Origin of the sequence: Xylophilus sp. GW821-FHT01B05, from assembly GCA_038961845.1 — a bacterium.
Lineage (GTDB): Bacteria > Pseudomonadota > Gammaproteobacteria > Burkholderiales > Burkholderiaceae_C > Xylophilus.
In genome coordinates this window covers 2,926,359-2,950,483 of sequence record CP152408.1, presented here as the reverse complement: position 1 = coordinate 2,950,483, position 24,125 = coordinate 2,926,359, and the positions used below count along the sequence as shown (strand labels likewise).

The following is a 24,125-nucleotide window of genomic DNA, read 5'->3' as shown; positions in this document are numbered from 1 at the left end:
TGGATTACTGCTTGTACTACTTGGAATGGGCTTGGACGAACTGGACGATGCGGCGCGCGGCTTCGGCGCACTCGGCGGTTTCCGCGACGAGGGCCATGCGCACGCGCCCGGCGCCTGGATTGGTGCCGCCGGCCTCGCGGGCGAGGTAACTGCCGGGCAAAACCGTCACATTGTATTGAGCCAGCAGGTCACGGGCGAAGGCGGCATCGTCGCCACCGAACGCGGGCGGGATGCCGGCCCACAGGTAAAAACTGGCGTCGGGCAGGGCCACGTCCAGCGCCTGCGCCAGGATGGGCGTGACCTCGGCAAACTTGGCACGGTACTGGGCGCGGTTGGCCACCACGTGCTCCTCGTCGCCCCAGGCCGCAATGCTGGCGGCCTGCACCACCGGGCTCATGGCGCTGCCGTGGTAGGTGCGGTAGAGCAAGAAGGCCTTCATCAGTGCCGCATCGCCAGCGACAAAGCCGCTGCGCAAGCCGGGCACATTGCTGCGCTTGGACAGGCTGGTGAAGGCGACCAGGTTGCGGAAGTCGCTGCGGCCCAACTGGGCCGCGGCCTCCAGGCTGCCCAGCGGCGGCTCGTCGCGGAAATAGATCTCGCTGTAGCACTCGTCCGAGGCGATGACAAAACCGTGGCGGTCGCTCAGCGCGAACAGCTTTTGCCACTCGTCCAGCGGCATGACCGCGCCGGTCGGGTTGCCGGGCGAGCAGACAAAAAGCAGTTGCGTGCGGGCCCAGACATCGTCCGGCACGGCATCCCAGTCCACCGCAAAGTTGCGCGCCGGGTCGCTGGGCGCGTAGTAGGGCGTGGCGCCCGCCAGCAGGGCCGCGCCTTCGTAGATTTGGTAGAACGGATTGGGGCAGACCACCACCGGGTCGGGCCGGGTCGGGTCGATCACGGTCTGGGTAAAGGCAAACAGCGCCTCGCGCGAGCCGTTCACCGGCAGCACCTGCGTGGCCGGGTCCAGCGCCAGCGCATAGCGCTTCTGCAACCAGCCGGTGAAGGACTGGCGCAGCGCCAGGTCACCCGCCGTGGGCGGGTAGCCCGCCAGCCCGCCTTCGGCTTTGAAGGCCGCATCGGCCAGGGCCTGCTGGATGAAGGGCGGTGTCGGGTGCTTGGGCTCGCCGATGCCGAGGCTGATCGGCCGCAGGCCGGGGGCGGGCGTGACACCCGCAAAGAGTTGCCGCAGCCGCTCAAAGGGGTAGGGCTGCAGACGCGAGAGCAGGGGATTCATGGGCGGGGATTATCCCCTGCGGTGAAGAGCCCTTCGGGGCAGGTCAAGCCTTCTGTACTAACCGGATCACGCTGGAGAAATCCAATGCCCCATGCCCAGCCAGGCTATGCGCCGCATACAGGCTGCGCGCCAGTCCGCCCAGCGGCGTGGCGGCGCGCACGGCAGCGGCGTTTTCCTGGGCCAGGCCCAGGTCTTTCAGCATCAGGTCGGTGCCAAAGCCGCCGGCGTAGCCCTTGGAGGCGGGCGCGTTTTCCATCACGCCGGGCAGGGGGTTGTACTTTTCCAGCGCCCAATTGCCGCCAGAGCTGCGGCGCATGATTTCTGACAGCACTTTTGGGTCCAGCCCGTTGGCCACGCCCAGGGCGATGGCCTCTGCCGTGCCGATCATGAGGATGCCCAGCAGCATGTTGTTGCAGATCTTGGCGGTCTGGCCGGCGCCGGCGTCGCCGGCATGGAAGATGTTGGCGCCCATCTTCTCCAGCAGCGGGCGGGCGCGCTCCAGCGCCTGGGCGGTGCCGCCCACCATGAAGGTGAGCGTGCCGGCAATGGCGCCGCCGGTGCCGCCCGATACGGGGGCGTCCAGGCAGTCCAGGCCGCGCGCGGCGGCGGCCTCGGTCACCTTGCGTGCGGTGGCGGCAGAGATGGTGCTGCAGTCGATCACCAGCGTGCCGGCCGGCAGTTGCGCCAGCAGGCCCTTGTCGCCCAGGTACAGGCCTTCGACGTGCTGGCTGGCGGGCAGCATGCTGATGACGGCATCGGCCTTTTGCACGGCGTCGGCGGCTGTTGCGGCGATGGCGACGCCATCGGCACGCAGCTTGTCGCAGGCGGTGGCCGACAGGTCGAAGGCGCGCACGCTGTGGCCGGCCTTGTGCAGGTTCAGGGCCATGGGGCCGCCCATATTGCCCAGGCCCAGGAATGCGATGTTCATGGTGTTTGTCTCCGGTTTTTTAAGGAAAAGTGGCTTTTGCCCAGGTGGGGCCTGGGCATGTAGCTATTAAATAAGAAGCGCCTAGCGGATCGCGTCGGGCGCGCCTTCTTCCAGCATCCGGCGCGCCACGATCACCCGCATGATCTCGTTCGTGCCTTCCAGGATCTGGTGCACGCGCGTGTCGCGCACCAGCCGCTCCAGCGGGTATTCGCGGATATAGCCGTAGCCGCCGTGGATCTGCAGCGCCTCGTTGCAGACGGCAAAGCCGGCATCGGTGGCAAAGCGCTTGGCCATGGCGCAATAGGTGCTGGCGTCGGGGTGGCCGGCGTCGAGCTTGCTGGCGGCCAGGCGCACCATCTGGCGCGCGGCGACCAGCTCGGTTGCCATGTCCGCCAGCTTGAACTGCAGCGCCTGGAATTCCGCCAGGGGTTTGCCGAACTGCTGGCGCTGGTGCAGATGCCGCTGCGCCGCCGCCAGCGCGCCTTGCGCGGCACCGACCGAGCAGGTGGCGATGTTGATGCGCCCGCCGTCCAGCCCCTTCATGGCGATCTTGAAGCCTTCGCCCTCGGCGCCCAGCAGGTTGGCTGCCGGCACCCGCACGCCGTCGAAGCTGATGGTGCGCGTGGGCTGGCTGTTCCAGCCCATCTTTTCTTCCTTCTTGCCGTACTGGATGCCGGGCGCGTCAGCCGGCACGACAAAGGCCGAGATGCCCTTGGCGCCCGGGCCGCCGGTGCGCGCCATCAGCACCAGCACATCGGTGCTGCCCGCGCCAGAGATGAAGGCCTTGCTGCCGGTGATGAGGTAATCACCGCCGTCGCGCTCGGCACGGGTGCGCAGCGAGGCGGCGTCAGAACCGGCGCCGGGCTCGGTCAGGCAGTAGGAGGCCAGCTTGGCGCCGCTGGTCAGCGCCGCGCCCCATTGGCTGCGCACGGCATCCGTGCCCCAGGTGCCCAGCATCCAGGTCGCCATGTTGTGGATGGTGATGAAGGCGGTGGTGGACGGGTCTACCGCCGCCATCTCCTCGAACACCAGCGCGGCATCGAGCCGGGGCAGGGCCAGGCCATCGATTTCTGCCGGCGCGTAGAGCCCGCAAAAGCCCAGCTCGCCGGCCAGCCGGATCGCCTCGCGCGGGAAGATGCATTCGGCGTCCCAGTGCGCGGCGTGCGGCGCCAGCTCGGCCTGGGCGAAATCGCGTGCGGTTTGCGCGAAGGCCTGCTGCTCTTCGCTGAGTTCAAAGTTCATGGTGTCTTCCTGCCCCAGCCGGCCAGCGCCTGGGTGCGTTCGGTGGATGCCTTTTCCATGCAGCCGTAGAAGAACAGCGGCCAGGCAGAGCCGCCTTCGTTGGGCCGCGCCTCGGTCTTGCAGCCGGGATCGCGCCGGCGCAGCCACTCGCGCTGCTCGTGGCGCAGGCGGGTGCGGCCGTCGGCGTCGAGCTGGGCCATGACTTCGCCGTAGCGAATGTTCAGCCGCGTATCGGCCGCCTGGAAGTCGCGTACCGCGCAGGCATTGAGCTGCTGCTGGTTGCCGTCGGGCTTGCAGTCGGCGCCGGCTTGCGCCAGGGCCAGTACGGGAGCAAGCAGCGCCAGCAGTCCTGCAGCTACGGCGGTGTTCAGCATTCCACCGGCTCGTGTGCAGCGCCCGGCGCATGCAATTGGCGCAGATCCAAGCCGCAAACACCGCGGAACTGGCTTTGCCAGGCCGCTGGTGTTGCCCCCGGTAGGGGGTTGGCGGAAGCGACACGAAGTGCGCGTAGCCTGGGGGCGAGCATTATTTCAGGCTGATGGTGGTGTTGACGCCGTGGGACACGGTGTCGTCGTCAAACCAGCGCGCCGTCACCGTCTTGGTCTGGGTATAGAACAGCACCACCTGCTTGCCGTAGGGGCCCAGGTCGCCTAGCTTGGAGCCGCGCGAGCCGCTGAAGGAGAACATGGGCACCGGCACCGGAATTGGCACATTGATGCCGACCTGGCCCACGTCGATGTCTTCCTGAAAGCGCCGTGCCGCCGCGCCCGATTGCGTGAAGATGGCCGTGCCGTTGCCATTGGGGTTGGCGTTGATGAGGGCGATGGCCTCGTCGATAGTCGCGGCCCCGGCCAGGCACAGCACCGGGCCAAAGATTTCCTGCTCGTAGATGGTCATGCCGGGCTTCACGCCAGAGAAGACGGTAGGGCCGACGAAGTTGCCCTTTTCATAGCCGGGCACCTGTGGCTGGCGGCCGTCCAGCTCCAGCGTGGCGCCGTCGGCCAGGCCGCGCTCGATCAGGCTGGTGACCCGGTCATGCGCGGCGCAGGACACCAGCGGGCCCACGTCCACGCCTTTTTCAGTGCCGGCGCCCAGCTTGAGTGTCTTGGCCTTGGCGACCAGATCGGGCACCCACTTTTGCGCGTCGCCCACCAGCACCGCCACCGACAGCGCCATGCAGCGCTGGCCTGCGGCGCCAAAGGCCGCGCCGGCCAGGGCGTTGAGGGTTTGCTCCTTGTTGGCATCAGGCATGACGATGGCGTGGTTCTTCGCGCCCATCATGCATTGCGCCCGCTTGCCGGCCGCCGTGGCGCGGTTGTACACATGGGTGCCGACCTTGGTCGAGCCGACAAAGCTCACCGCCTTGATGTCGGGGTGGTCGCAGATGGCGTTGACTGCCGCCTCGCCGCCGTGCACCACGTTCAGCACGCCGGGCGGGATGCCGGCCTGCAGCGCCAGCTCGCACAGGCGCATGGTCACCATCGGGTCTTGCTCAGAGGGCTTGAGCACGAAGGTATTGCCGCAGGCAATCGCCATGGGAAACATCCACAGCGGGATCATGGCGGGGAAGTTGAAGGGGGTGATGCCTGCGCACACGCCCAGCGGCTGCTGCAGGGTGTAGGTATCGACGCCGCCGGCCACGTTGTTGGCCAGCTCGCCCAGCTGCAGGTTGCCGATGCCGGCCGCGTGCTCCACCACCTCCAGGCCACGGAACACGTCGCCCTCGGCGTCGGGCAGGGTCTTGCCCTGCTCGGCGGTGAGGATGGCGGCCAGCTCGGGCATGTTCTCGCGGATCAGTTGCTGGTACTTGAGGAAGACCCGCGCCCGCGCGCCGATGGCGGTCTTGCGCCAGGTCTTGAAGGCCTCCTTGGCGGAGGCAACGGCGGCGTCGATCTCGGCTGGCGTGGCAAAGGGCACGCGCGCCAGCACTTCTTGCGTGGCCGGGTTGACCACGTTGCGCCACTCGGTGGTTTTGGATTCGACAAACTGGCCGCCGATCAGCAGCTTGACGGTGGGTGCGAGGACCTCGGGGGTGCGAGCATTCATGGCGTGTCTCCGTTGTGGTTGGGCTGATGCTAGCTGTGCAGTTTTGTGATGACAATAGACAAATACGCAGCAAGCATCTGCAAATATGCAAAGGACCGCCGATGGACTGGAACAACCTGCGCTTCTTTCTGGAACTGGCCCGCGCCGGCACGCTGGTGGGGGCGGCGCGCCGGCTGGCGGTAGACCACACCACGGTGGCGCGGCGGGTGCAGGCGCTGGAGCAGGAGCTGGGCACCGCGCTGTTCGTGCGCGAAGCCGCCGGCCACCGCGTGACCGATGCCGGGCGGCATCTGCTGCCGCAGGTCGAGGCGATGGAGGCGGCCTTTCAGGCAGTGGAGAGCGCCGCGCCCGCGCCGCGCGAGGGCTTGTCGGGCCTGGTGCGCATAGGCGCCACTGAGGGCTTTGGCACGGTGGTGCTGGCGCCGCAACTCGCCTTGTTTGCGCAGCAGCACGCATCGCTGGTGATCGACCTGCTGGCGCTGCCGCGCCTGGTGCACCTGTCGCGGCGCGAGGCCGACATCGTGATATCGCTGGAGCGCCCGGCGCGCGGCCCGGTGGTGGTCGTCAAGCTCACCGACTACGCGCTGCAGCTGTATGCCGCCGAGAGTTATCTGGCGCGCCACGCGCCCATCACCACGCGCGAAGACCTGCGCGGCCACACCTTCATCAGCTACGTGGACGACTTGCTGTTCAGCAAAGAACTGCAGTACCTGGCCGAGCTGTACCGGCCCACCCAATTCGCGCTGCGCAGCACCAGCGTGGTGGCCCAGTGCCAGGCCGCGGCGGCGGGCGCAGGGCTGGCGGTGCTGCCGGCCTTTTTGGCCGACCGCGAGCCGGCGCTGCGGCGCGTGCTGCCGGGCGATGCGCGCTTTATCCGCAGCTTCTGGATGTCCATGCCCGAAGAAACCAAGCACCTGGCGCGCATGCAGGCGGTGTGGAGCTTTCTGCGCGAGACGGCGCAGGCGCAGCAGGGGCTGCTGCTGCCCGATGCGGATGCGGTGCCGCCTGCGCAAGCGCCCCGGCGCGGCCGGCCGCGCGCATAGGTGCTTGCTGGCACGCCGCTTGCTCGCTGCTTGGGCATAGAACGGCGGGCGGGCACGCTGGTGCCGGCCCCAGCCGCCGATGGCCACCCGCACCCGGAGACAAGCCCGCCATGTCCACTTCGCTCCAGACCCATCAACTCGTGCGCCGCTCCATGGCGCTGGTGCTTGCCGGCGGCCGCGGCTCGCGGCTCAAGCAACTGACGGATCGGCGCGCCAAGCCGGCGGTGTACTTTGGCGGCAAGTTCCGCATCATTGATTTCGCGCTGTCCAACTGCCTCAACTCGGGCATACGGCGCATGGCGGTGCTCACGCAGTACAAATCGCATTCACTGCTGCGCCACCTGCAGCGCGGCTGGAGCTTTCTGCGCCCGGAATTGAACGAGATGGTCGACCTGCTGCCCGCGCAGCAGCGCATAGACGAAGAGCACTGGTACCGCGGCACGGCCGACGCCATCTACCAAAACCTGGACATCGTGCGCTCCAAGCGGCCCGAATACGTGCTGGTGCTGGCGGGCGACCATGTCTACAAACAAGATTACTCGCTGCTCATCAAAGACCACGTCGAGGGCGGCCTGGGCTGCACCGTGGGCTGCATCGAGGTGCCGCGCATGGAGGCCACGGCCTTCGGCGTGATGGCGGTGGATGAGGCCCGCCGCATCCTGGCCTTTGTCGAGAAGCCGGCCGACCCGCCCGCCATGCCCGGCCAGCCCGATGTGGCGCTGGCCAGCATGGGCATCTACGTCTTCAACGCGGATTACCTCTACCGGCTGCTGGAAGAAGACGTGGCCAACCCCGACAGCAGCCATGACTTTGGCCACGACGTGATCCCGCGCGCGGTGGCCGCAGGCCAGGCGCTGGCGCATCCGTTTGGCATGTCTTGCGTGCCGCAGGTGGAGGGCGTGGCACCGTACTGGCGCGACGTGGGCACCATAGACGCCTTCTGGGCCGCCAACCTGGACCTGGCCAGCATCACGCCCGAGCTCGATATTTACGACACCGACTGGCCGATCTGGACCTACCAGCCGCAGATGCCGCCCGCCAAGTTCGTACCCGACCGCGACGGCCAGCACGGCGTGACCACCAACACCATCGTCGCCGGCGGCTGCATCGTGTCGGGCTCCAAGGTCACCAACTCCGTGCTGTTCTCCAACGTGCGGGTGCATTCCTACTGCAGCATCGACCAGGCGGTGATCCTGCCGGAGGTCACCATCGGCCGTGGTTGCCGGCTGCACAAGGTGGTGGTGGACCGGCGCTGCGTGCTGCCCGATGGGCTGGTGGTGGGCGAAGACCCAGGCTTGGATGCTGCGCGCTTTGAGCGCACGGCCGATGGCGTGGTGCTGATCACGCCGGGCATGCTGGCGCGGCTGCCAGCGCCCTGACCTCAGGCCGGCGGCAGCAGCATGGCGATGCGCTCGCTCAGGCCATCGGCCCGCTCGGTGCCGGCCAGCGCCTCTACATCGGCCACGATCTCGCGTGCCACGGCCAGCATGGTGTCGCGGTCGCGCGCCTGGCGCAGGGCCTCGCGGTAATGCTCGGCCTTGTCCGGCAGGCGGCGCACGAACATGCGCTCGCAGATGTCGAACAGAAACATGCGCGTGGTGGCCAGGGACCGCTTGCCGCCAAAGTCGTCGGCCGCCTGGGGCACGACGATGGCTGGCGGCGGCGACGCTGCCTGCGCCGCCAGCAGGTAGCCGTCGGCCAGCAGCCGGTCGATCAGTGCCGCGTCGCCGGGCACCAGGGCCAGCAGTTGCTGCTGCGTGCGCAGGCCGTCGGCCATGAGCAGGCAGGCGCGCTCCTTCAGGCCCAGGCTGCGCTGGCCCGAGGCCAATTCCTGGCGGGCCTTGTCCGATTTCTGGAGCGGGAGAGGGTGGCTGCTCATTGTTTCCAAAGGTATATGGGCTGAATGAAGCTGCCGTGACGGTTTTCTGCCCGCGCCGGGCATGGTTGATGCATCCTTGTGGCTACCGTTGCTCTGTAAGCCGCCATGCCATTCACCACCGCCCTCCAGTCCCGGGATTTCGAATACGACCATCCGGACCGCGGCGTAGCCGCCTTCAAGCGGGCCCTGGCCAACAAGCTGATGTACGCCATTGGCAAGGACCCGATCGCGGCGCGCCCGGAAGACTGGCTGCACGCTGCCCAACTGGTGGTGCGCGATCAACTGGTCGAACGCTGGATGGCCACCACCCGCGCCCAGTACGAGCAGGACGTCAAGCGCGTCTACTACCTGTCGATGGAGTTTTTGATCGGCCGCACCTTCACCAACGCCATGCTGGCGCTGGAGGTGCAAGACACCATGCGCCTGGCGCTGGCCGACTTTGGCGTCAGCCTGGAGGACATCGGCCGGCTCGAGCCCGACGCCGCGCTGGGCAACGGCGGCCTGGGGCGGCTGGCGGCCTGCTTCCTGGATTCCATGGCCACGCTGGGCGTGCCGGGCTTTGGCTACGGCATCCGCTATGAGTACGGCATGTTTCGGCAGACGGTGGTCAATGGCGAGCAGGTCGAGGTGCCCGACTACTGGCTGACCCACGGCTACCCCTGGGAATTCCAGCGGCCCGAAGTCGTCTACCGGGTGCGTTTTGGCGGCCGGGTAGAGGCCCGGCGCGAATACGGCGCGGCCAAATGGGTAGACACGCACGACGTGCTGGCCATGGCCTATGACAGCATCGTGCCCGGCTACGGCACCCAGGCCACCAACACGCTGCGCCTGTGGTCGGCCAAGGCGGCCGAGGAAATGGACTTGTCGGCCTTCAATCGCGGCAGCTACATGGCTGCGGTGGAGCGCAAGAACCGCTCGGAGAACGTCTCGCGCGTGCTGTATCCGGACGACTCGACCGAGTCCGGCCGCGAGCTGCGCCTGCACCAGGAATACTTTTTCTGCAGCGCCAGCGTGCAGGACATGCTGCACCGCTACCTGCGCACGCACAGCAACTTCGACCAACTGGCCGACAAGCTCTGCATCCACCTGAACGACACGCACCCGGTGCTGGCCGTGCCCGAGCTGCTGCGCCTGCTGATAGACGAGCATGGCCTGGACTGGGACACGGCCTGGGGCCTGGCGCAGCGCATCTTCAGCTACACCAACCACACGCTGATGCACGAGGCACTGGAGACCTGGCCGGTCGAGATGCTGGGCCGGGTGCTGCCACGGCACCTGCAGATCATCTTTGACATCAATGCCCGCTTCCTGGTCGAGCTGGCGCAGTCCACCGGCCATGACGTGGAACTGATGCGCCGGGTGTCGCTGATCGATGAATCAGGTGACCGCCGGGTGCGCATGGCCTACCTGGCGGTGCTGGTGAGCCATTCGATCAACGGCGTGTCGGCGCTGCACTCAGACCTGATGACGCAGTCGATCTTTGCGGACTTTGCCCGGCTCTACCCCGGGCGCTTCAACAACAAGACCAATGGCGTGACGCCGCGCCGCTGGCTGGCCCAGGCCAACCCGCCGCTGACCGCGCTGCTGGACCAGCGCCTGGGCCGTGGCTGGCGGCGCGACCTGTCGCAATTGCAGGCGCTGCGGCCCATGGCGGCGCAGCCGCTGTTCGTCCAGGCCTTTCGCCACGCCAAGCAGCGCAACAAGGAGCGGCTGGCGCGCTGGGTGCAAGAGCACCTGGGCATTGCGCTGGATACCTCGGCCATGTTCGATGTGCAGGTCAAGCGCATCCACGAGTACAAGCGCCAACTGCTCAACCTGCTGCACGTGGTGGCGCGCTACCAGCGCATCCTGGCCGATCCGCAAGGCGCCCACGTGCCGCGGGTGGTGCTGTTCGCCGGCAAGGCGGCATCGGCCTATGCCCTGGCCAAGCTCATCATCCGGCTGGTGCACGACGTGGCGGCGGTCGTCAACACCGACCCGCGCGTGGGCGACCGGCTCAAGGTGGTCTTCATCCCCAACTACAGCGTGAGCCTGGCCGAAATCATCATCCCGGCGGCCGACCTGTCCGAGCAAATCTCCACCGCCGGCACCGAGGCCTCGGGCACCGGCAACATGAAGCTGGCGCTGTCGGGCGCGCTCACCATCGGCACGCTGGACGGCGCCAACGTCGAGATGCGCGAGAACGTCGGCGCCGACAACATCTTCATCTTTGGCAATACCGCCGCCGAAGTGGCAGACATCCGCGCCAGCGGCTACCAGCCGCGCATGCTGTACCAGGCCAACCCGGAGTTGAAGCATGCGCTGGACGCGATCCGCGACGGCGTGTTCTCGCCCAGCGAGCCCGCGCGCTACCAGCAGATCTTCGACACCCTGGTCGATTGGGGCGACAAATACCTGCTGCTGGCCGACTTCGCCAGCTACCTGCAGGCGCAGGAGCGGGTCGACTCCCTCTACCGCGACCCGGACGCCTGGACGCAGAAGGCGATCCTGAACGTGGCGGGCATGGGCCCGTTCTCGTCAGACCGCACGATTGCGCAGTACGCGGACGAGATCTGGCACAGCAAGCCGGTGCTGTTGCCGCGCGCCTGAGGTGGGCGCAGCAGGCAAAAGCGGCTAGTTACACTCAGGGCCGCCTGCCGGCACCGGATGCTGCGGCTCAGGGCCGCAAGGCAGGCGCGATTTCATGGACTGTGGATTTTGCAAGGGAGGGGCGCAAGCACAGTTCGCATTCGCCAAGCCCTGGGCGATCTCCGAGAAAAATTTTCAATGTGGGTAAAACTGGTTTTTGCGCTTGCGCACTACGCGGCATTGGCGGCGTTTGCGCTGTCCTGCTGGGGTGTCGGTAGTCTGGTTGCGGGGAGGGCCGCGCAAGAGCGCAGCAAGGACTTCTGGCTGGCCCAGGCGCTGTGCGCGGTGATCGGCACCGGGCTTGTCATTTGCCTGCTGCAGTTCCTGGCGATCGCCGGGCAACTGCGGCCGCTGTTCATCTATGGCCTGGGCGCGCTGGGACTGCTGCTGGCGCTGTGGCAGCTCAGGCGCATGCGGCTGCGCGACTTTGGTGGAGTGCACTGGAGCACATGGCTGGTGCTCGGCTTTGCCGCATGCCTACGGCTGGCCGAACATCGCCCTGTGGCCCGCACTGCTGGCGCCGCTGCTGGTGCGCTGGTCACGCGACCGGATGGCCTACTGGGGCGCCGTCGCCTTCGGGCTGTATGCCTTCGTGGTGTGGATGCTGACCTCGCACTACCCGCGCTATCTGCTGCCGGCCTATCCCATGATCGGCCTGCTGGCTGTGTCGGCGGGCTTCTTCGTCCTGCAGGGGCTGGCCACGCCGCTGGCGCGCTGGGCCGCGCCATGGCGGCGTCCGGCGGTGCAGGCCTGCTTCAAGGTTGGCACCTGCGTTGTGATGTTGCTGCTCCTGGAAAAGATCGTGTCGACGAATGTCCAGCGTGAATGGTCGCTGGTGGCCGTCACGCCGCAGGACCGGGCTGAGGTCGTGAAGCTTGCCCTGCCCGAGTACGCGGGGGCGCTGGGCTATCTGCAGCAGCATCCGGGGCTCAAGGTCTACCAGAGCGGCATGGAAGGGGCGCTCTACTACGCGCCTGCGCCCATCTGGGGCGACCACTTCGGCCCGTGGCGCTACCGCGACTTCGTTATGCTGGCGCCGCGCGAGCTGGCCCAGCGCCTGGCGAAGTTCAAGTTCGATACGCTGGTGCTGAGCACCGCCGGGCGTGAAGCCCTGCTGAACCACCCCGACATGCCGCGCTATTTCTCCGAGGTCCATACCGACCCGGCTTTCCGCATCTTCAAGGTCAAGGCGTCTGCCGACGATGACCTCCGTACGCCATGACGAACCCTTCACATTCGATTTCAGCCATGTCCTCAGCCAACAGCACTATTGCCGTCGTACTGCCTTGCTACAACGAGGCGGCCTGCATCGGCCTGGTCATCCAGCAGTTCCAGGAGGCGCTGCCCGAGGCCACGGTGCATGTGTTCGACAACGCATCGACGGACGACACCGCAGCGGTGGCCAAGGCGCACGGCGCGCAGGTGCACCATGTGGCGCTCAAGGGCAAGGGCAACGTGGTGCGCCGCATGTTCGCCGACGTGGAGGCAGACATCTACGTCATGACCGACGGCGACGCGACCTATGACGTCTCCAACATCCGCGAAATGATCGACGGCGTGCGGCTGCAGGGCTGCGACATGGTGGTGGGCGTGCGCGTGGACGACGGCGCCAACGTCAAGACCTACCGCCCCGGCCACCGCCTGGGCAACCAGTTGCTGACCGGCACCGCCGGGGCGATCTTTGGCGGCACCTTCACCGACATGCTGTCGGGGCACCGCATCTTCTCCCGGCGCTATGCCAAGTCCTTTCCGGCCATGTCGCATGGCTTCGAGACCGAGACCGAACTGACGGTGCACGCCCTGGGCCTGCGCATGCCTTATATGGAGTTCCCGGTGGCCTACCGCTCGCGGCCAGAGGGCTCGGTGAGCAAGCTGTCGACCTACCGCGACGGCTGGCGCATCCTGCGCACCATCCTGGGGCTCTTCACCAGCGAACGGCCCATGAGCTTTTATTCGCTGCTGGCGGCGGTGCTGGCGCTGGGTTCGGTCGCGCTGGCCGAGCCGCTGGTCACGACCTACCTGGAAACCGGCCAGGTGCCACGCTTTCCCACGGCCATTCTGTCTACCGGGATGATGATCAGCGCCTTCCTGTCGCTGGTCTGTGGCGTGCTGCTGCGCAACGTCACGCTCGCCCGCCAGGAAGCCAAGCGGCTGGTGTACCTGGCCATTCCGTCGGCGCGCAAGGCGTAGGCGCGGCGATTGCTATCGTAAATATAGCTATTAGCCCATGTGGGTAAAGGGCTAAAGCCCTTTTTGACCCATATTTTCTGCGGTGTAGGGCGCAAAGCGGCCTTCGTTCTCGTTCACGTCCAGCGGGCGGCCGATGAAGGGGAAGGCGCGCTGCGGGCAGTCGGCGCGCTCACACACCTTGCAGCCCATGCCGATGGGCGTGGGCACCTCCGGGTCCTGCAGGTCCAGGCCCTTGGAGTACACCAGCCGGTGCGCATGCGACAGGTCGCAGCCCAGCGCAATGGCAAAGGTCTTGCCCGGCGAGCCATAGCCGCCATGCGCGCGCGACACGCTGCGCGCCACCCACAGGTAGCTGCGGCCGTCGGGCATGCGCGCAAGCTGGGTCAGGATGCGGCCGGGCTGGGCAAAGGCCTCGTACACGTTCCACAGCGGGCAGGTGCCGCCTACCTTCGAGAAGTGAAAGTGCGTGGCCGACTGCCGCTTGGAGATATTGCCGGCGCGGTCCACCCGGATGAAGAAGAAGGGCACGCCGCGCGCCTGCGGCCGCTGCAGCGTGCTGAGGCGGTGGCACACCGTCTCAAAGCCCACGCTAAACAGGCGGCCGAGCCGGTCGATGTCGTAGCGCAGCGCCTCTGCCGCATCCAGAAAGCGCTGGTAGGGCAATAGCAGCGCACCCGCAAAGTAATGCGCCAGCCCGATGCGCAGCAGCCCGCGCGAGGCCGGCGCGGCCAGTTGCGCCTCATCCACCAGCGCACGCAGCGGGCCGTCCATCTCCAGCAGGGCGAGCTGGGTGGCCAGCTGAAACGCGCGGCGGCCCGCGCCCAGGCTGGGCGACAAGGCCAGCAAGCGCTGCTGCGGGTCGTAGTGGCGATGCCGGTCGGCGCCGGCCGGTGCGCTGCTGGCCACCACGGTCACGCCGTGCCGCTCGCGCAGGCGCTCGACCAGGCGCTGGCCGGTGTCTGCCGCGTCGGTGCCGGCCTGCAGCTCGCCATGCACGCGCTCGGCGGCTTCGTCCAGCACGCCTATGTAGTTGCGGTGCGCAAAGAAGAAGTCGCGCACATCTTCGAAGGACATGGGGGAGGGCGCAGGAGCGCTGCCGCGCGCGTCGCCACCGGCGCTGGCAGCGCCAGCCAGGGCCTCCATCTGCTCCACCGTGGCGCGGTAGCGCTGGTGCAGCGCGATCAGGCTGCGCGCCACGGCCGGCATGTGGGCGGCGACCTCGCGCATCTCGGCCAGGCTCACGGCGTGCTCGGGCGTGGCGTCGGCCAGCACCTCGCGCATGCCGGCGGTCAGGCGCGCCTCGTCGTCTTCCGAGAACACCTGCACGTCGATGCCAAACACGGCATTGATCTTGAGCAGCACGGGCACCGTCAGCGGCCGCTGGTTCTGCTCCAACTGGTTGAGGTAGCTGGGCGACAGGCCCAGCGCCTGGGCCAGGCCGACCTGGTTCAGCCCGCGCTCTTCGCGCAGGCGGCGCAGGCGCACGCCCATGAACATCTTCTTCATCGCTGCTCCGTTATTCGCAAAATTTGCAAAACCATGGGCATGGATTTGCAAATGATCGCCAATTCAAGCCTTCATTATGCGAGCGCATTTGCGTAAATTGCGAATCACCGTTTGCCGCATGTTGCGGCCGCTGCCAGAAGGAGATTCCATGACGCTGCTATCCACCCCGCCGGCCTTCAAGCCCAAGAAGTCCGTGGCCCTGTCGGGTGTCACCGCCGGCAATACCGCGCTGTGCACCGTCGGGCGCACCGGCAACGATCTGCACTACCGCGGCTACGACATCCTGGATATTGCCGAGGTCTGCGAGTTCGAGGAAATCGCCCACCTGCTGGTGCACGGCAAGCTGCCCAGCCGCGCCGAACTGCGCGCCTACAAGGCCAAGCTCAAGGCCCTGCGCGGCCTGCCCGCCAGCGTGAAAGAGGTGCTGGAGCGCCTGCCCGCATCGGCCCACCCGATGGACGTGATGCGCACCGGCGTCTCTACCCTGGGCTGCGTGCTGCCCGAGAAGGACGACCACGCCACGCCCGGCGCGCGCGACATCGCCGACCGGCTGATGGCGTCGCTCGGCTCCATGCTGCTGTACTGGTACCACTGGTCGACCCAGGGCCGGCGCATCGAGGTCGAGACCGACGACGACTCGATCGGCGCCCACTTCCTGCACCTGCTGCACGGCCAGAAGCCGCCCGCCAGCTGGGAGCGCGCCATGCACACCTCGCTCAACCTGTATGCCGAGCACGAGTTCAATGCCTCGACCTTCGCCGCGCGCGTGGTGGCCGGCACGGGCAGCGACATCTACTCGACCATCGCCGCGGCCATCGGCGCGCTGCGCGGCCCCAAGCATGGCGGCGCCAACGAGGTCGCGTTTGAAACCCAGAAGCGCTACGACAACCCCGACGAGGCCGAGGCCGACATCCGCCGCCGGGTCGAGGCCAAAGAGGTGGTGATCGGCTTCGGCCACCCGGTCTACACCGTGGCCGACCCGCGCAACGAGGTCATCAAGCGCGTGGCCAAAAACCTGTCGGACGAGGCCGGCAGCACCCGCATGTTCGACATTGCCGAGCGGCTGGAGGCGGTCATGTGGGACGCCAAGAAGATGTTCCCCAACCTCGACTGGTTCAGCGCCGTGAGCTACCACATGCTGGGCGTGCCCACCGCCATGTTCACACCGCTGTTCGTCATCGCCCGCACCAGCGGCTGGGCCGCGCATGTGATCGAGCAGCGCGTGGACAACAAGATCATCCGCCCCAGCGCCAATTACACCGGGCCGGAAGACCTGGCCTTTGTGCCGCTGGCCGAACGGGCCTGAGCCAGCACAAAACCGTTCGCCCTGAGCCTGTCGAAGGGCCTGTCCTGAGCTTGTCGAAGGAAGCCCGCCGAAGGGCCTGCCTGTCACGTCAACCCTGTATCCATCGAAAAAGAAAGCCTCCATGTCCGCCGCCATCAGCAACGTCCGCCCCCAGCCCGACCAGGTTCTTGTCGACATCGTCGATTACGTGCTCGCCTACAAGCTCAACAGCAAGCTGGCCCTGGAGACCGCGCGCAGCTGCCTGATCGACACCCTGGGCTGCGGCCTGGAGGCGCTGGAGTACCCCGCCTGCACCAAGCTGCTGGGCCCCATCGTGCCGGGCACGGTAGTGCCGCACGGCGCCAAGGTGCCCGGCACGCAGCACCAGTTGGACCCGGTGCAGGCCGCCTTCAACATCGGCACCATGATCCGCTGGCTCGACTTCAACGACACCTGGCTCGCGGCCGAGTGGGGCCACCCCAGCGACAACCTGGGCGGCATCCTGGCCACCGCCGACTGGCTCAGCCGCAATGCGGTGGCTGCCGGCAAGAAGCCGCTGAGCATGAAGGACGTGCTCATCGCCATGGTCAAGGCACACGAGATCCAGGGCTGCCTGGCGCTGGAGAACTCCTTCAACAAGGTCGGGCTGGACCACGTCGTGCTGGTCAAGGTGGCATCCACCGCCGTGGTGTCGCAACTGCTGGGCCTGACGCGCGATGAAACCATCAACGCCGTGTCCCTGGCCTGGGTCGATGGCCAAAGCCTGCGCACCTACCGCCACGCACCCAACACCGGCAGCCGCAAGAGCTGGGCCGCCGGCGACGCCACCAGCCGCGCGGTGCGCCTGGCACTCATCGCCAAGACGGGCGAGATGGGCTACCCCAGCGTGCTCAGCGCCAAGGGTTGGGGTTTTTACGACGTGCTGTTCAAGGGCCAGCCCTTCAAGTTCCAGCGGCCTTACGGCAGCTACGTCATGGAGAACGTGCTGTTCAAGATCAGCTTCCCGGCCGAGTTCCACAGCCAGACGGCGGTAGAAGCCGCCATGACCCTGCACGCGCAGTTGAAGAAGGCCGGCAAGACCGCAGACGACATCAAGAAGCTCACCATCCGCACCCACGAGGCCTGCATCCGCATCATCGACAAGAAGGGCCCGCTCAGTAACCCGGCCGACCGTGACCACTGCATCCAGTACATGGTCGCCGTGCCGCTGATTTTTGGCCGCCTCACCGCCGCCGACTACGAAGACGGCGTGGCCGCAGACAAGCGCATCGATGCGCTGCGCGACAAGATCGTTTGCGTCGAAGACACGTCCTTCACCCAGGATTACCACGACCCTGAGAAGCGCAGCATCGCCAATGCGCTCACGGTCGAGTTCAAGGATGGCAGCAAGCTGAAGGAAGTGGTGGTCGAGTACCCCATTGGCCACAAGCGCCGCCGCAAGGACGGCATCCCGCTGCTGGAGGCCAAGTTCCGTACCAACCTGGCGCGCCGTTTTCCCAAGAAGCAGCAGGACGCGATCCTGGCCGTGTCACTCGACCAGAAGGCGCTGGAGGCGATGCCGGTGCACGAGTACGTGGATCTGTATGTGATCTGAATGCTACTAAAAATGTAGCTATATGCCCAGTCTGCGCCTGGGCTAAAGGCCTTTTTCGCTTGCAGACACATGGGCGAGGTAAATTAGCCCCCTTTTGCCCAAGCTTGCCTGCCATGACTTCCCGCGGATTCACCACCGATATCGTCCACGCCGACCGCGCCTTTGGTGCCGAGCACGGCGGTGTGCACCAGTCGGTGCATACCTCTACGCAATACGGCTTTGACCGGGTGGAAGACCTGATCGGCGTGTTCCAGGGCACGCGGAAGGGCGCCTACAACTACGCGCGCCAGGGCACGCCGACCACGGCCGCGCTGGAGTCCAAGCTGACCCGCATGGAAGGCGGCGTGGGCACGGTCAGTTTTGCCACGGGCATGGCAGCCGTCACGGCGCTGTTCATGACGCTGCTGCGCGCGGGCGACCACCTGGTGGCCAGCCGCTACGTGTTTGGCAACACCAACAGCCTGCTCGACACCATGGCCGGCCTGGGTGTGGCGGTAAGCAAGGTCGACGCAACAGCGGTAGAGCACGTGGCCGCCGCGCTGCGGCCTGAGACGCGCATGGTGTTTGTCGAGACCATCGCCAACCCCGGCACGCAGATCCCGGATCTGGAAGCCATAGGCGCGCTGTGCGCCGAGCGCGGCATTCTGTTCGTGGTCGACAACACCGTGCTGTCGCCCGCGCTGTTCCGCCCGGCGGCGGTGCGGGCCAGCCTGGTGCTGCATGCGCTGACCAAGACCATTGCCGGCCACGGCAATGCGCTGGGCGGGGCCATCGTGGACACCGGCCTGTTCGACTGGTCCAACTACCCCAACATCGCAGCCAACTACCGCAAGGGCGACCCGCGCCAGTGGGGCCTGACGCAGCTGCGCAAGAAGGGCCTGCGCGACATGGGCGCCACCTTGTCGTCCCAGCACGCGCATGCGATTGCGGTGGGCGCCGAAACCCTGGTGCTGCGCGCGCGCCAGGCCAGCGAAACCGCGCTGGCGCTGGCCCAGTTCCTGCAGTCGCACCCGGCGATTGCGCGGGTGCACTACCCCATGCTGGCCTCGCACCCGCAGCATGCGCAGGCGGTGAAACTGTTCAAGGGCGGCTCCTGGCTGATGTCCTTTGAGCTGCGCAAGGCCGACGACTGCCTGGCCTTCATCAACCGCCTGCAACTGCCGGTAAAGGCCACCGGCCTGGGCGACACGCGCAGCCTGGTGATCCCTGTGGCCCACACCATCTTCTGGGAAGCCGGCGCCGCGGTGCGGGCCGACATGGGCATCAGCGACGGCATGGTGCGCTTCTCGGTCGGGCTGGAGGATGAGGCCGACCTGCTGAACGACCTGGGGCAGGCACTGCTCTGAGGCCCAGGCGCGGGGCCCTACACGGCCTCGGCCTTCTTCCTCTTCGCGCTCGACGGCGCTACCCATTGGCGCGAGGCGCATCGGCAGATCATCTGGCGGCTGCCGCTGCGCATGGTGCCTCTGGTGCTGGGCGGCACGCTGGTCTCGCATCTATTTGGGGCCTCGGTCGGGCGCGAGGGCACGGCCGTGCAGCCCTGGCGTTGGGTCAAGTGCTCGACTGATCAGCGAGCACCGCTTCGCGTTCTTCCCGCGCCCGCAAGATGCTGCGCAAATTCAGCTCGATCCAGTCCGCCAGACCCTCCACGCGCTGGCCCACGTCCTGTCCGAGTGGCGTCAGGCTGTACTCGACATGCGGCGGCACCACCGGATAGGACTTGCGCAGCACAAAGCCATCGCCCTCCAGGCATTGCAGGGTCTGCGCCAGCATCTTCTCGCTCACCCCGCCAACCTTGCGACGCAGGTCGCTGAAGCGGTGAGTGCCCCCCAGCAAGGCCACCAGCACCAGCACGCCCCAACGGCTGGTGACATGGCTGAGCACCTCACGAGAGGGGCATTTCTCGGTAAACAGGTCGCCGCGCAGCAACTGCTCGGCGAGGGTCTTTGATGCGTCCGGCAGGGGCTTGTAATTTTTTTTCATACTAACCTTTTGGTGTGTACTTACTAAAAGTTTGTATGGCCGCTATTCTGACCGTCTATCTCTTCCACGTACACAGGAGTTTTGATCATGATCGTCGTTACCGGTGCTTCCGGCCAATTGGGCCGCCTCGTCATCCAATCGCTGCTGAGCAAAGTGCCAGCGTCGCAGGTCATTGCCGCCGTGCGCCAGCCCGCGCGTGCCGCCGATCTGGCGGCGCTGGGCGTGCAGCTTCGCCAAGCCGACTACACCCAGCCCGCAACGCTGGATGCCGCCTTCCAGGGCGCCGAGAAAGTGCTGCTGATATCGTCCAATGAGCTGGGCCAGCGCGCGGCACAGCACCGCAACGTGATCGAGGCTGCCAAGCGCGCCGGGGTCTCGCTGGTGGCCTACACCAGCGTGCTGCATGCCGATACTTCACCACTGGGCCTGGCCGCCGAGCACGTCGCCACCGAAGCTCTTCTCAAAGCCTCCGGCCTGCCTTTTGCCCTGCTGCGCAACGGCTGGTACACCGAGAACTACCTGGCCAGCGTGCCGCCAGCCCTGCAGCACGGCGCCTACATCGGCAGCGCAGGCGAAGGCCGCGTTGCCTCGGCCGCCCGTGTCGACTATGCCGAGGCAGCGGCGGCGGTGCTCACCCTGCCCAGCCAGGCGGGCAAGGTCTACGAACTGGCGGGCGACGAGTCCTACACCCTCACGGAATTTGCCGCCGAGCTGAGCAAGCAAGCCGGCAAGACCATTCCCTATGTCAACCTGTCAGAGGCCGACTACAAGGCCGCGCTCCAGGGCGCAGGCCTGCCCGAGCCCGTGGCGGCCCTGCTGGCCGACTCGGACGTGGGCGCATCCAAGGGCGGTCTTTTCGATGACGGGCACCAACTCAGCCGCCTGATCGGCCGCCCGAGCACCCCGCTGGCGCCTTTGATCAAGGGCGCGCTGCAGTAAGCCTAGCGGTGCAGAAAATCCGCCTGCGCCGGCCGCCCAGGCAGGTGCAGTTGGGCGGTCGCTGGCGGGTTCTCGGCCAGCAAGCGGCCACGGCGGTAGACCTTGAGGCGGGTGGCGCGCAGGCGCAGCGCCTCGACCGGGTCTTGCGCCTGCAGCAGCACGAAGTCGGCGTGGCCGCCGGGCGCCAGGCCGTAGCCTTCAAGCCCCATGATGCCGGCGGGCGCGGTGGTGACCGCCTCGAAGCACTGGCGCATGGCGGCCTGGCTGGTCATTTGCGCCACGTGCAGGCCCATGTGGGCCACGTCCAGCATGTCGCCCGAGCCCAGGCTGTACCACGGGTCCATGCAGCAGTCCTGGCCAAAGGCCACGCGCACGCCGTGCGCCAGCAGCTCGGGCACGCGGGTCATGCCGCGGCGCTTGGGGTAGCTGTCGTGCCGGCCCTGCAGGGTGATGTTGATCAGCGGGTTGGAGATGACGCTGACCTGCGCCTCGGCAATCAGCGGCAGCAGCTTGGACACGTAGTAGTTGTCCATCGAATGCATGGAGGTGCAGTGCGAGCCGGTCACGCGGCCGTGCAGGCCCAGGCGCTGGGTTTCGGCGGACAGGGTTTCGATGTGGCGCGACAGCGGGTCGTCGCTTTCATCGCAATGCATGTCCACCAGCAGGCCGCGCTCGGCCGCCAGCTCGCACAGCAGGCGCACGCTCTCTGCGCCCTGGGCCATGGTGCGCTCGAAATGCGGGATGCCGCCGACCACCTGCACGCCCATGTCGAGTGCGCGCTTGAGGTTGTCAAAACCGCCCGGGCTGCGCAGCACGCCATCCTGCGGGAAGGCCACCAGTTGCAATTCCAAATAGGGCGCCACGCGCTTTTGCACGTCGAGCAGGGCCTGCACCGTGAGCAGTTGCGGGTCGCTGGTGTCCACATGGCTGCGAATGGCCAGCAGCCCACGGCCCACGGCCCAGTCGCAGTAGGCGAGGGCGCGTTCAACCAGTGCCTCGTGCGTGAGCTGGGGCTTTAGCTCGCCCCACAGCGCAATGCCTTCCAGCAGCGTGCCGCTGGCGTTGACGCGCGGCAGGCCGTAGCTGAGCGTGGCGTCGAGGTGGAAGTGCGCATCGACAAAAGGCGGGCTGAGCAATTGGCCGGCGCAATCCACCTCTTCATGGGCGGTGGCGGCAATGGCCGGCTCGACCGCCAGGATGCGGCCATCGGCCACGGCGATGTCTTGGTGGGTACGGCCATCCGGCAGGGTGGCGTTGCGCAGGATCAGGTCTGGAGAAGGCATGGGCGTGGGGTGGCTGGAATAGGGCAGCCGCACGCAAGTTCCATGCGCGGGGCCAGTGGGGTGCGCTTGATTATCGAAGCCCCACCGGCCCGCCTGGCATGGTGCTTAGACCGCGCTCAAAAGCTGGTCCAGTCGTCGTCGGCACCCGCCTGCTGGCTGGCCAGTTCCCGCTCAGGGGCCGGGGCTGGCGGCTTGGCCTTGGGGGTGGCGGGGCGCGCCAGTGCCACCGGGCGCGGCCGGGCGGCCACCGAAGGCGCCGGTACATGGAGCTTGGCCGGAGCCGCGGCACGCACATGCTCCTGGCTCAGCTTGAAGACCTCGACCGAGCGCACCAGCAGTTCGGCCTGCTGCCTCAGGCTTGCGGTGGCGGCAGCGCCTTCCTCGACCAGCGCGGCATTCTGCTGCGTGGCCTGGTCCATCTGCGTGATGGCTTCGCCGACCTGCGAGACGCCCGAGCTTTGCTCGGTGCTGGCGGCGCTGATCTCCGTCACGATGTCGGTCACCCGCCGGATCGCACCGACGATCTCTTCCATGGTCTGCCCGGCCTGCGCCACCAGCACCGAGCCCAGGTCAACCTGCTCGACGCTGCTGGTGATCAGGGTCTTGATCTGCTTGGCGGCATCCGCGCTGCGCTGGGCCAGGCTGCGTACTTCAGACGCCACCACGGCAAAGCCACGGCCCTGCTCGCCGGCGCGGGCGGCTTCCACCGCGGCGTTGAGCGCCAGGATGTTGGTCTGGAAGGCGATGCCGTCGATCACGCTGATGATGTCGGCGATCTTGCGCGAGCTGTCGTTGATGTCCTTCATGGTGCCGACCACCCGGGCCACCACTTCTCCGCCCTTGGCGGCCACGTTGCTCGCGCCCTGCGCCAACTGACTGGCCTGCTTGGCGTTGTCGGCGTTGTGGCGCACCGTGCTGCCCAGCTCCTCCATCGTGGCGGCGGTTTCCTGCAGGGCGCTGGCCTGCTGCTCGGTACGCTGGCTCAGGTCGGCATTGCCCTGGGCGATCTGCGTGCTGGCGGTGGCCACGCTCTCGGAGTTGCTGCGCACGCCGCTCACCAGCTTGATCAGGTTCTGCTGCATCTGCCGCAGTTGGGCGATCAGGCTGTGCTCGTCGTTGTCGCGCACCGGGATGGATGCGGTCAGGTCCCCCCGGGCCAGGGTTGCGACCGTTTGGGCCGCCACCGTGGGCTCGCCGCCCAACTGGCGCAGCAGGCTGCGTACCAGCCAAGCGCCACACAGCGCAGAGCCCAGCACCGCCACCACCGCCGCCAGCAAGGACAGCCATAGCGCCGTCGAGGCGGCGGCCTGCTGCGACTCGACCTTGCTCTGGGCCAGCCGGTCTTGCGTGCTCTTGAGTTCGGCCAGGCTGCCGAAGGTCTTGTCGGCGTTGTCCTTGACCTCGTTCTTGTTGATCTCGCCGCCGCGCTGGACGTCGCCCTGCTCAATCGCCGCTACCTGGTGCTCCATGCCAAGGCGCATGCGGCCGTAGGACTCCGACAGTGTCTTGACCGAGGCCGCCATGTCAGGGTCGGCGGTGGCGCGTAGGGTCTCAATCAGCTTGTCGGCTTGAGTGAAGCGCGCGGCGTTCTCCGTCTTCCAGCCAGTGATGGCTTCTGGCGTGCCGATGGCGATCATGCGCAAGATGTTGATGTCCGAGCGCGTCAGCAGTCCGTCGATCTGCCCGATCAGCGAGGCCACGCGGTAGTCCTGTGTGTAGAGGCTGTCCAGCTCGGCGGTCACGCTGGATTGCCGGTTGAGCAGAAACAGAGTCAGTGCGGAGAAAGCAGCCACCACGCCAATAAGGAGCGTGGTCAGCCGTCGTTTGACGGTCCAGGTATTCATGGTGTTTTTAAGGACTGTGGAAAAAGAGAAAAAAGAGCGCGGCACCTGCACTTGTGGCGGTAGGTATGACTCCGTATCTGGCGCGGCAACCCGCGCCTCAATGCATGCATCAAGATTGATTCATCATGTTACGTAGGTCACTGAAAGTTATGGCAAGGGTTGCTGCGCAATACTTTGTAAGTGAAGTTACGCTCTTGATTCAGAGGGGTGCGAAGCCTTGGCCAAGGCGTTCAGGTCTTGCCAGGGCGCGCCAGTGGCAAGCTGCGCAATTCAGCCCCATGAGGCGTGCAGACTTGGCGCGGCAGGTACCACCGCAACGCAGGCCACGGGTGTGGTGGCCTCACCACGAGGTGACAGCGCTATTTAAAAACTATAGCTGGAAGCCCGGGTGAATACTGTGTTTCACGCACTTTTATGCGTGAAACATAGAAAACACCAGGGCATATAGCTATACATTAGATAGCATTCGTTCTGCTGCTTTTCTGTCGGCTGTCGGATTTC

General features: G+C 66.8%; 18 protein-coding genes and 2 pseudogenes. 10 read left to right on the top strand and 10 right to left on the bottom strand.

Going from position 1 to position 24,125, the window contains the following annotated elements:
* Positions 1-16: 16 nt before the first annotated feature.
* From dapC to AAFF27_13680, 5 genes and pseudogenes are all read right to left on the bottom strand, one after another.
* The gene (gene dapC / locus AAFF27_13700; protein XAH21088.1) at positions 17-1,234 is read right to left on the bottom strand and encodes a succinyldiaminopimelate transaminase; all 1,218 of its coding nucleotides are present in this window, start codon (positions 1,232-1,234) and stop codon (positions 17-19) included.
* 43 nt (positions 1,235-1,277) lie between these two features.
* A pseudogene (mmsB, locus tag AAFF27_13695) lies at positions 1,278-2,171 on the bottom strand (3-hydroxyisobutyrate dehydrogenase).
* Positions 2,172-2,243: 72 nt separating this feature from the next.
* Positions 2,244-3,404 carry an acyl-CoA dehydrogenase family protein gene (locus tag AAFF27_13690; GenBank protein ID XAH21087.1) on the bottom strand — a complete coding sequence of 387 codons (1,161 nt, stop codon included), beginning with the start codon at positions 3,402-3,404 and terminating at the stop codon, positions 2,244-2,246.
* Positions 3,401-3,778, bottom strand: a complete 378-nt coding sequence (locus AAFF27_13685; protein XAH21086.1) for a lysozyme inhibitor LprI family protein — start codon at positions 3,776-3,778, stop codon at positions 3,401-3,403. Before AAFF27_13685 ends, AAFF27_13690 begins: the two co-directional genes overlap by 4 nt.
* 151 nt (positions 3,779-3,929) lie before the next feature.
* Positions 3,930-5,450 (bottom strand): CoA-acylating methylmalonate-semialdehyde dehydrogenase, encoded by a 1,521-nt coding sequence (locus AAFF27_13680; protein XAH21085.1) that lies wholly within the window; start codon positions 5,448-5,450, stop codon positions 3,930-3,932.
* A gap of 101 nt (positions 5,451-5,551) precedes the next feature.
* Between AAFF27_13680 and AAFF27_13675 the strand changes: the two genes are divergently transcribed.
* On the top strand, positions 5,552-6,493 hold the full coding sequence (locus tag AAFF27_13675) for a LysR family transcriptional regulator (protein XAH21084.1): 942 nt from the start codon (positions 5,552-5,554) through the stop codon (positions 6,491-6,493).
* A gap of 110 nt (positions 6,494-6,603) precedes the next feature.
* Positions 6,604-7,872: a glucose-1-phosphate adenylyltransferase gene (glgC, locus tag AAFF27_13670; protein XAH21083.1), complete on the top strand. Its 1,269-nt coding sequence runs from the start codon at positions 6,604-6,606 to the stop codon at positions 7,870-7,872.
* Between the two features lie 2 nt (positions 7,873-7,874).
* On the opposite strand, the gene AAFF27_13665 is transcribed toward glgC, so the two are convergent.
* Complete coding sequence (locus tag AAFF27_13665) at positions 7,875-8,372, bottom strand: hypothetical protein (protein ID XAH21082.1); 498 nt, start codon at positions 8,370-8,372, stop codon at positions 7,875-7,877.
* A gap of 105 nt (positions 8,373-8,477) precedes the next feature.
* Between AAFF27_13665 and AAFF27_13660 the strand changes: the two genes are divergently transcribed.
* The 3 genes from AAFF27_13660 to AAFF27_13650 all read left to right on the top strand — a co-directional run bounded on the left by AAFF27_13660 (position 8,478) and on the right by AAFF27_13650 (position 13,190).
* A complete protein-coding gene (locus AAFF27_13660) occupies positions 8,478-10,961 on the top strand; it encodes a glycogen/starch/alpha-glucan phosphorylase (GenBank protein ID XAH21081.1) in 2,484 nt (827 codons plus the stop codon).
* Between the two features lie 505 nt (positions 10,962-11,466).
* Positions 11,467-12,222, top strand: coding sequence for a hypothetical protein (locus AAFF27_13655; protein XAH21080.1), 756 nt, complete (start codon positions 11,467-11,469; stop codon positions 12,220-12,222).
* A gap of 26 nt (positions 12,223-12,248) precedes the next feature.
* Entirely contained in the window at positions 12,249-13,190 is a 942-nt protein-coding gene (locus AAFF27_13650) for a glycosyltransferase family 2 protein (GenBank protein ID XAH21079.1), read from the top strand.
* 51 nt (positions 13,191-13,241) lie between these two features.
* Here the strand turns inward: AAFF27_13650 and AAFF27_13645 are convergent, their stop codons facing one another.
* Positions 13,242-14,696 (bottom strand): short-chain fatty acyl-CoA regulator family protein, encoded by a 1,455-nt coding sequence (locus tag AAFF27_13645; protein ID XAH21078.1) that lies wholly within the window; start codon positions 14,694-14,696, stop codon positions 13,242-13,244.
* Positions 14,697-14,844: 148 nt separating this feature from the next.
* Between AAFF27_13645 and prpC the strand changes: the two genes are divergently transcribed.
* From prpC to AAFF27_13625, 4 genes and pseudogenes are all read left to right on the top strand, one after another.
* Positions 14,845-16,002, top strand: a complete 1,158-nt coding sequence (gene prpC, locus AAFF27_13640; GenBank protein ID XAH21077.1) for a 2-methylcitrate synthase — start codon at positions 14,845-14,847, stop codon at positions 16,000-16,002.
* A gap of 121 nt (positions 16,003-16,123) precedes the next feature.
* Entirely contained in the window at positions 16,124-17,575 is a 1,452-nt protein-coding gene (locus AAFF27_13635) for a bifunctional 2-methylcitrate dehydratase/aconitate hydratase (GenBank protein ID XAH21076.1), read from the top strand.
* Positions 17,576-17,688: 113 nt separating this feature from the next.
* Entirely contained in the window at positions 17,689-18,921 is a 1,233-nt protein-coding gene (locus tag AAFF27_13630; protein ID XAH21075.1) for a cystathionine gamma-synthase family protein, read from the top strand.
* Positions 18,922-18,930: 9 nt separating this feature from the next.
* Positions 18,931-19,113: pseudogene (locus AAFF27_13625) on the top strand (voltage-gated chloride channel protein).
* A 13-nt stretch (positions 19,114-19,126) separates the two neighbouring features.
* On the opposite strand, the gene AAFF27_13620 reads toward AAFF27_13625, so the two are convergent.
* Positions 19,127-19,558 (bottom strand): helix-turn-helix domain-containing protein, encoded by a 432-nt coding sequence (locus AAFF27_13620; GenBank protein ID XAH21074.1) that lies wholly within the window; start codon positions 19,556-19,558, stop codon positions 19,127-19,129.
* 87 nt (positions 19,559-19,645) lie between these two features.
* Here AAFF27_13620 and AAFF27_13615 point away from each other — a divergent pair, with 87 nt between their 5' ends.
* A complete protein-coding gene (locus AAFF27_13615) occupies positions 19,646-20,497 on the top strand; it encodes an SDR family oxidoreductase (protein ID XAH21073.1) in 852 nt (283 codons plus the stop codon).
* Between the two features lie 2 nt (positions 20,498-20,499).
* Here AAFF27_13615 and AAFF27_13610 read toward each other — a convergent pair whose 3' ends face one another.
* A complete protein-coding gene (locus AAFF27_13610) occupies positions 20,500-21,780 on the bottom strand; it encodes an amidohydrolase family protein (GenBank protein ID XAH21072.1) in 1,281 nt (426 codons plus the stop codon).
* Between the two features lie 116 nt (positions 21,781-21,896).
* Positions 21,897-23,624, bottom strand: a complete 1,728-nt coding sequence (locus tag AAFF27_13605) for a methyl-accepting chemotaxis protein (GenBank protein XAH21071.1) — start codon at positions 23,622-23,624, stop codon at positions 21,897-21,899.
* Positions 23,625-24,125 lie beyond the last annotated feature (501 nt).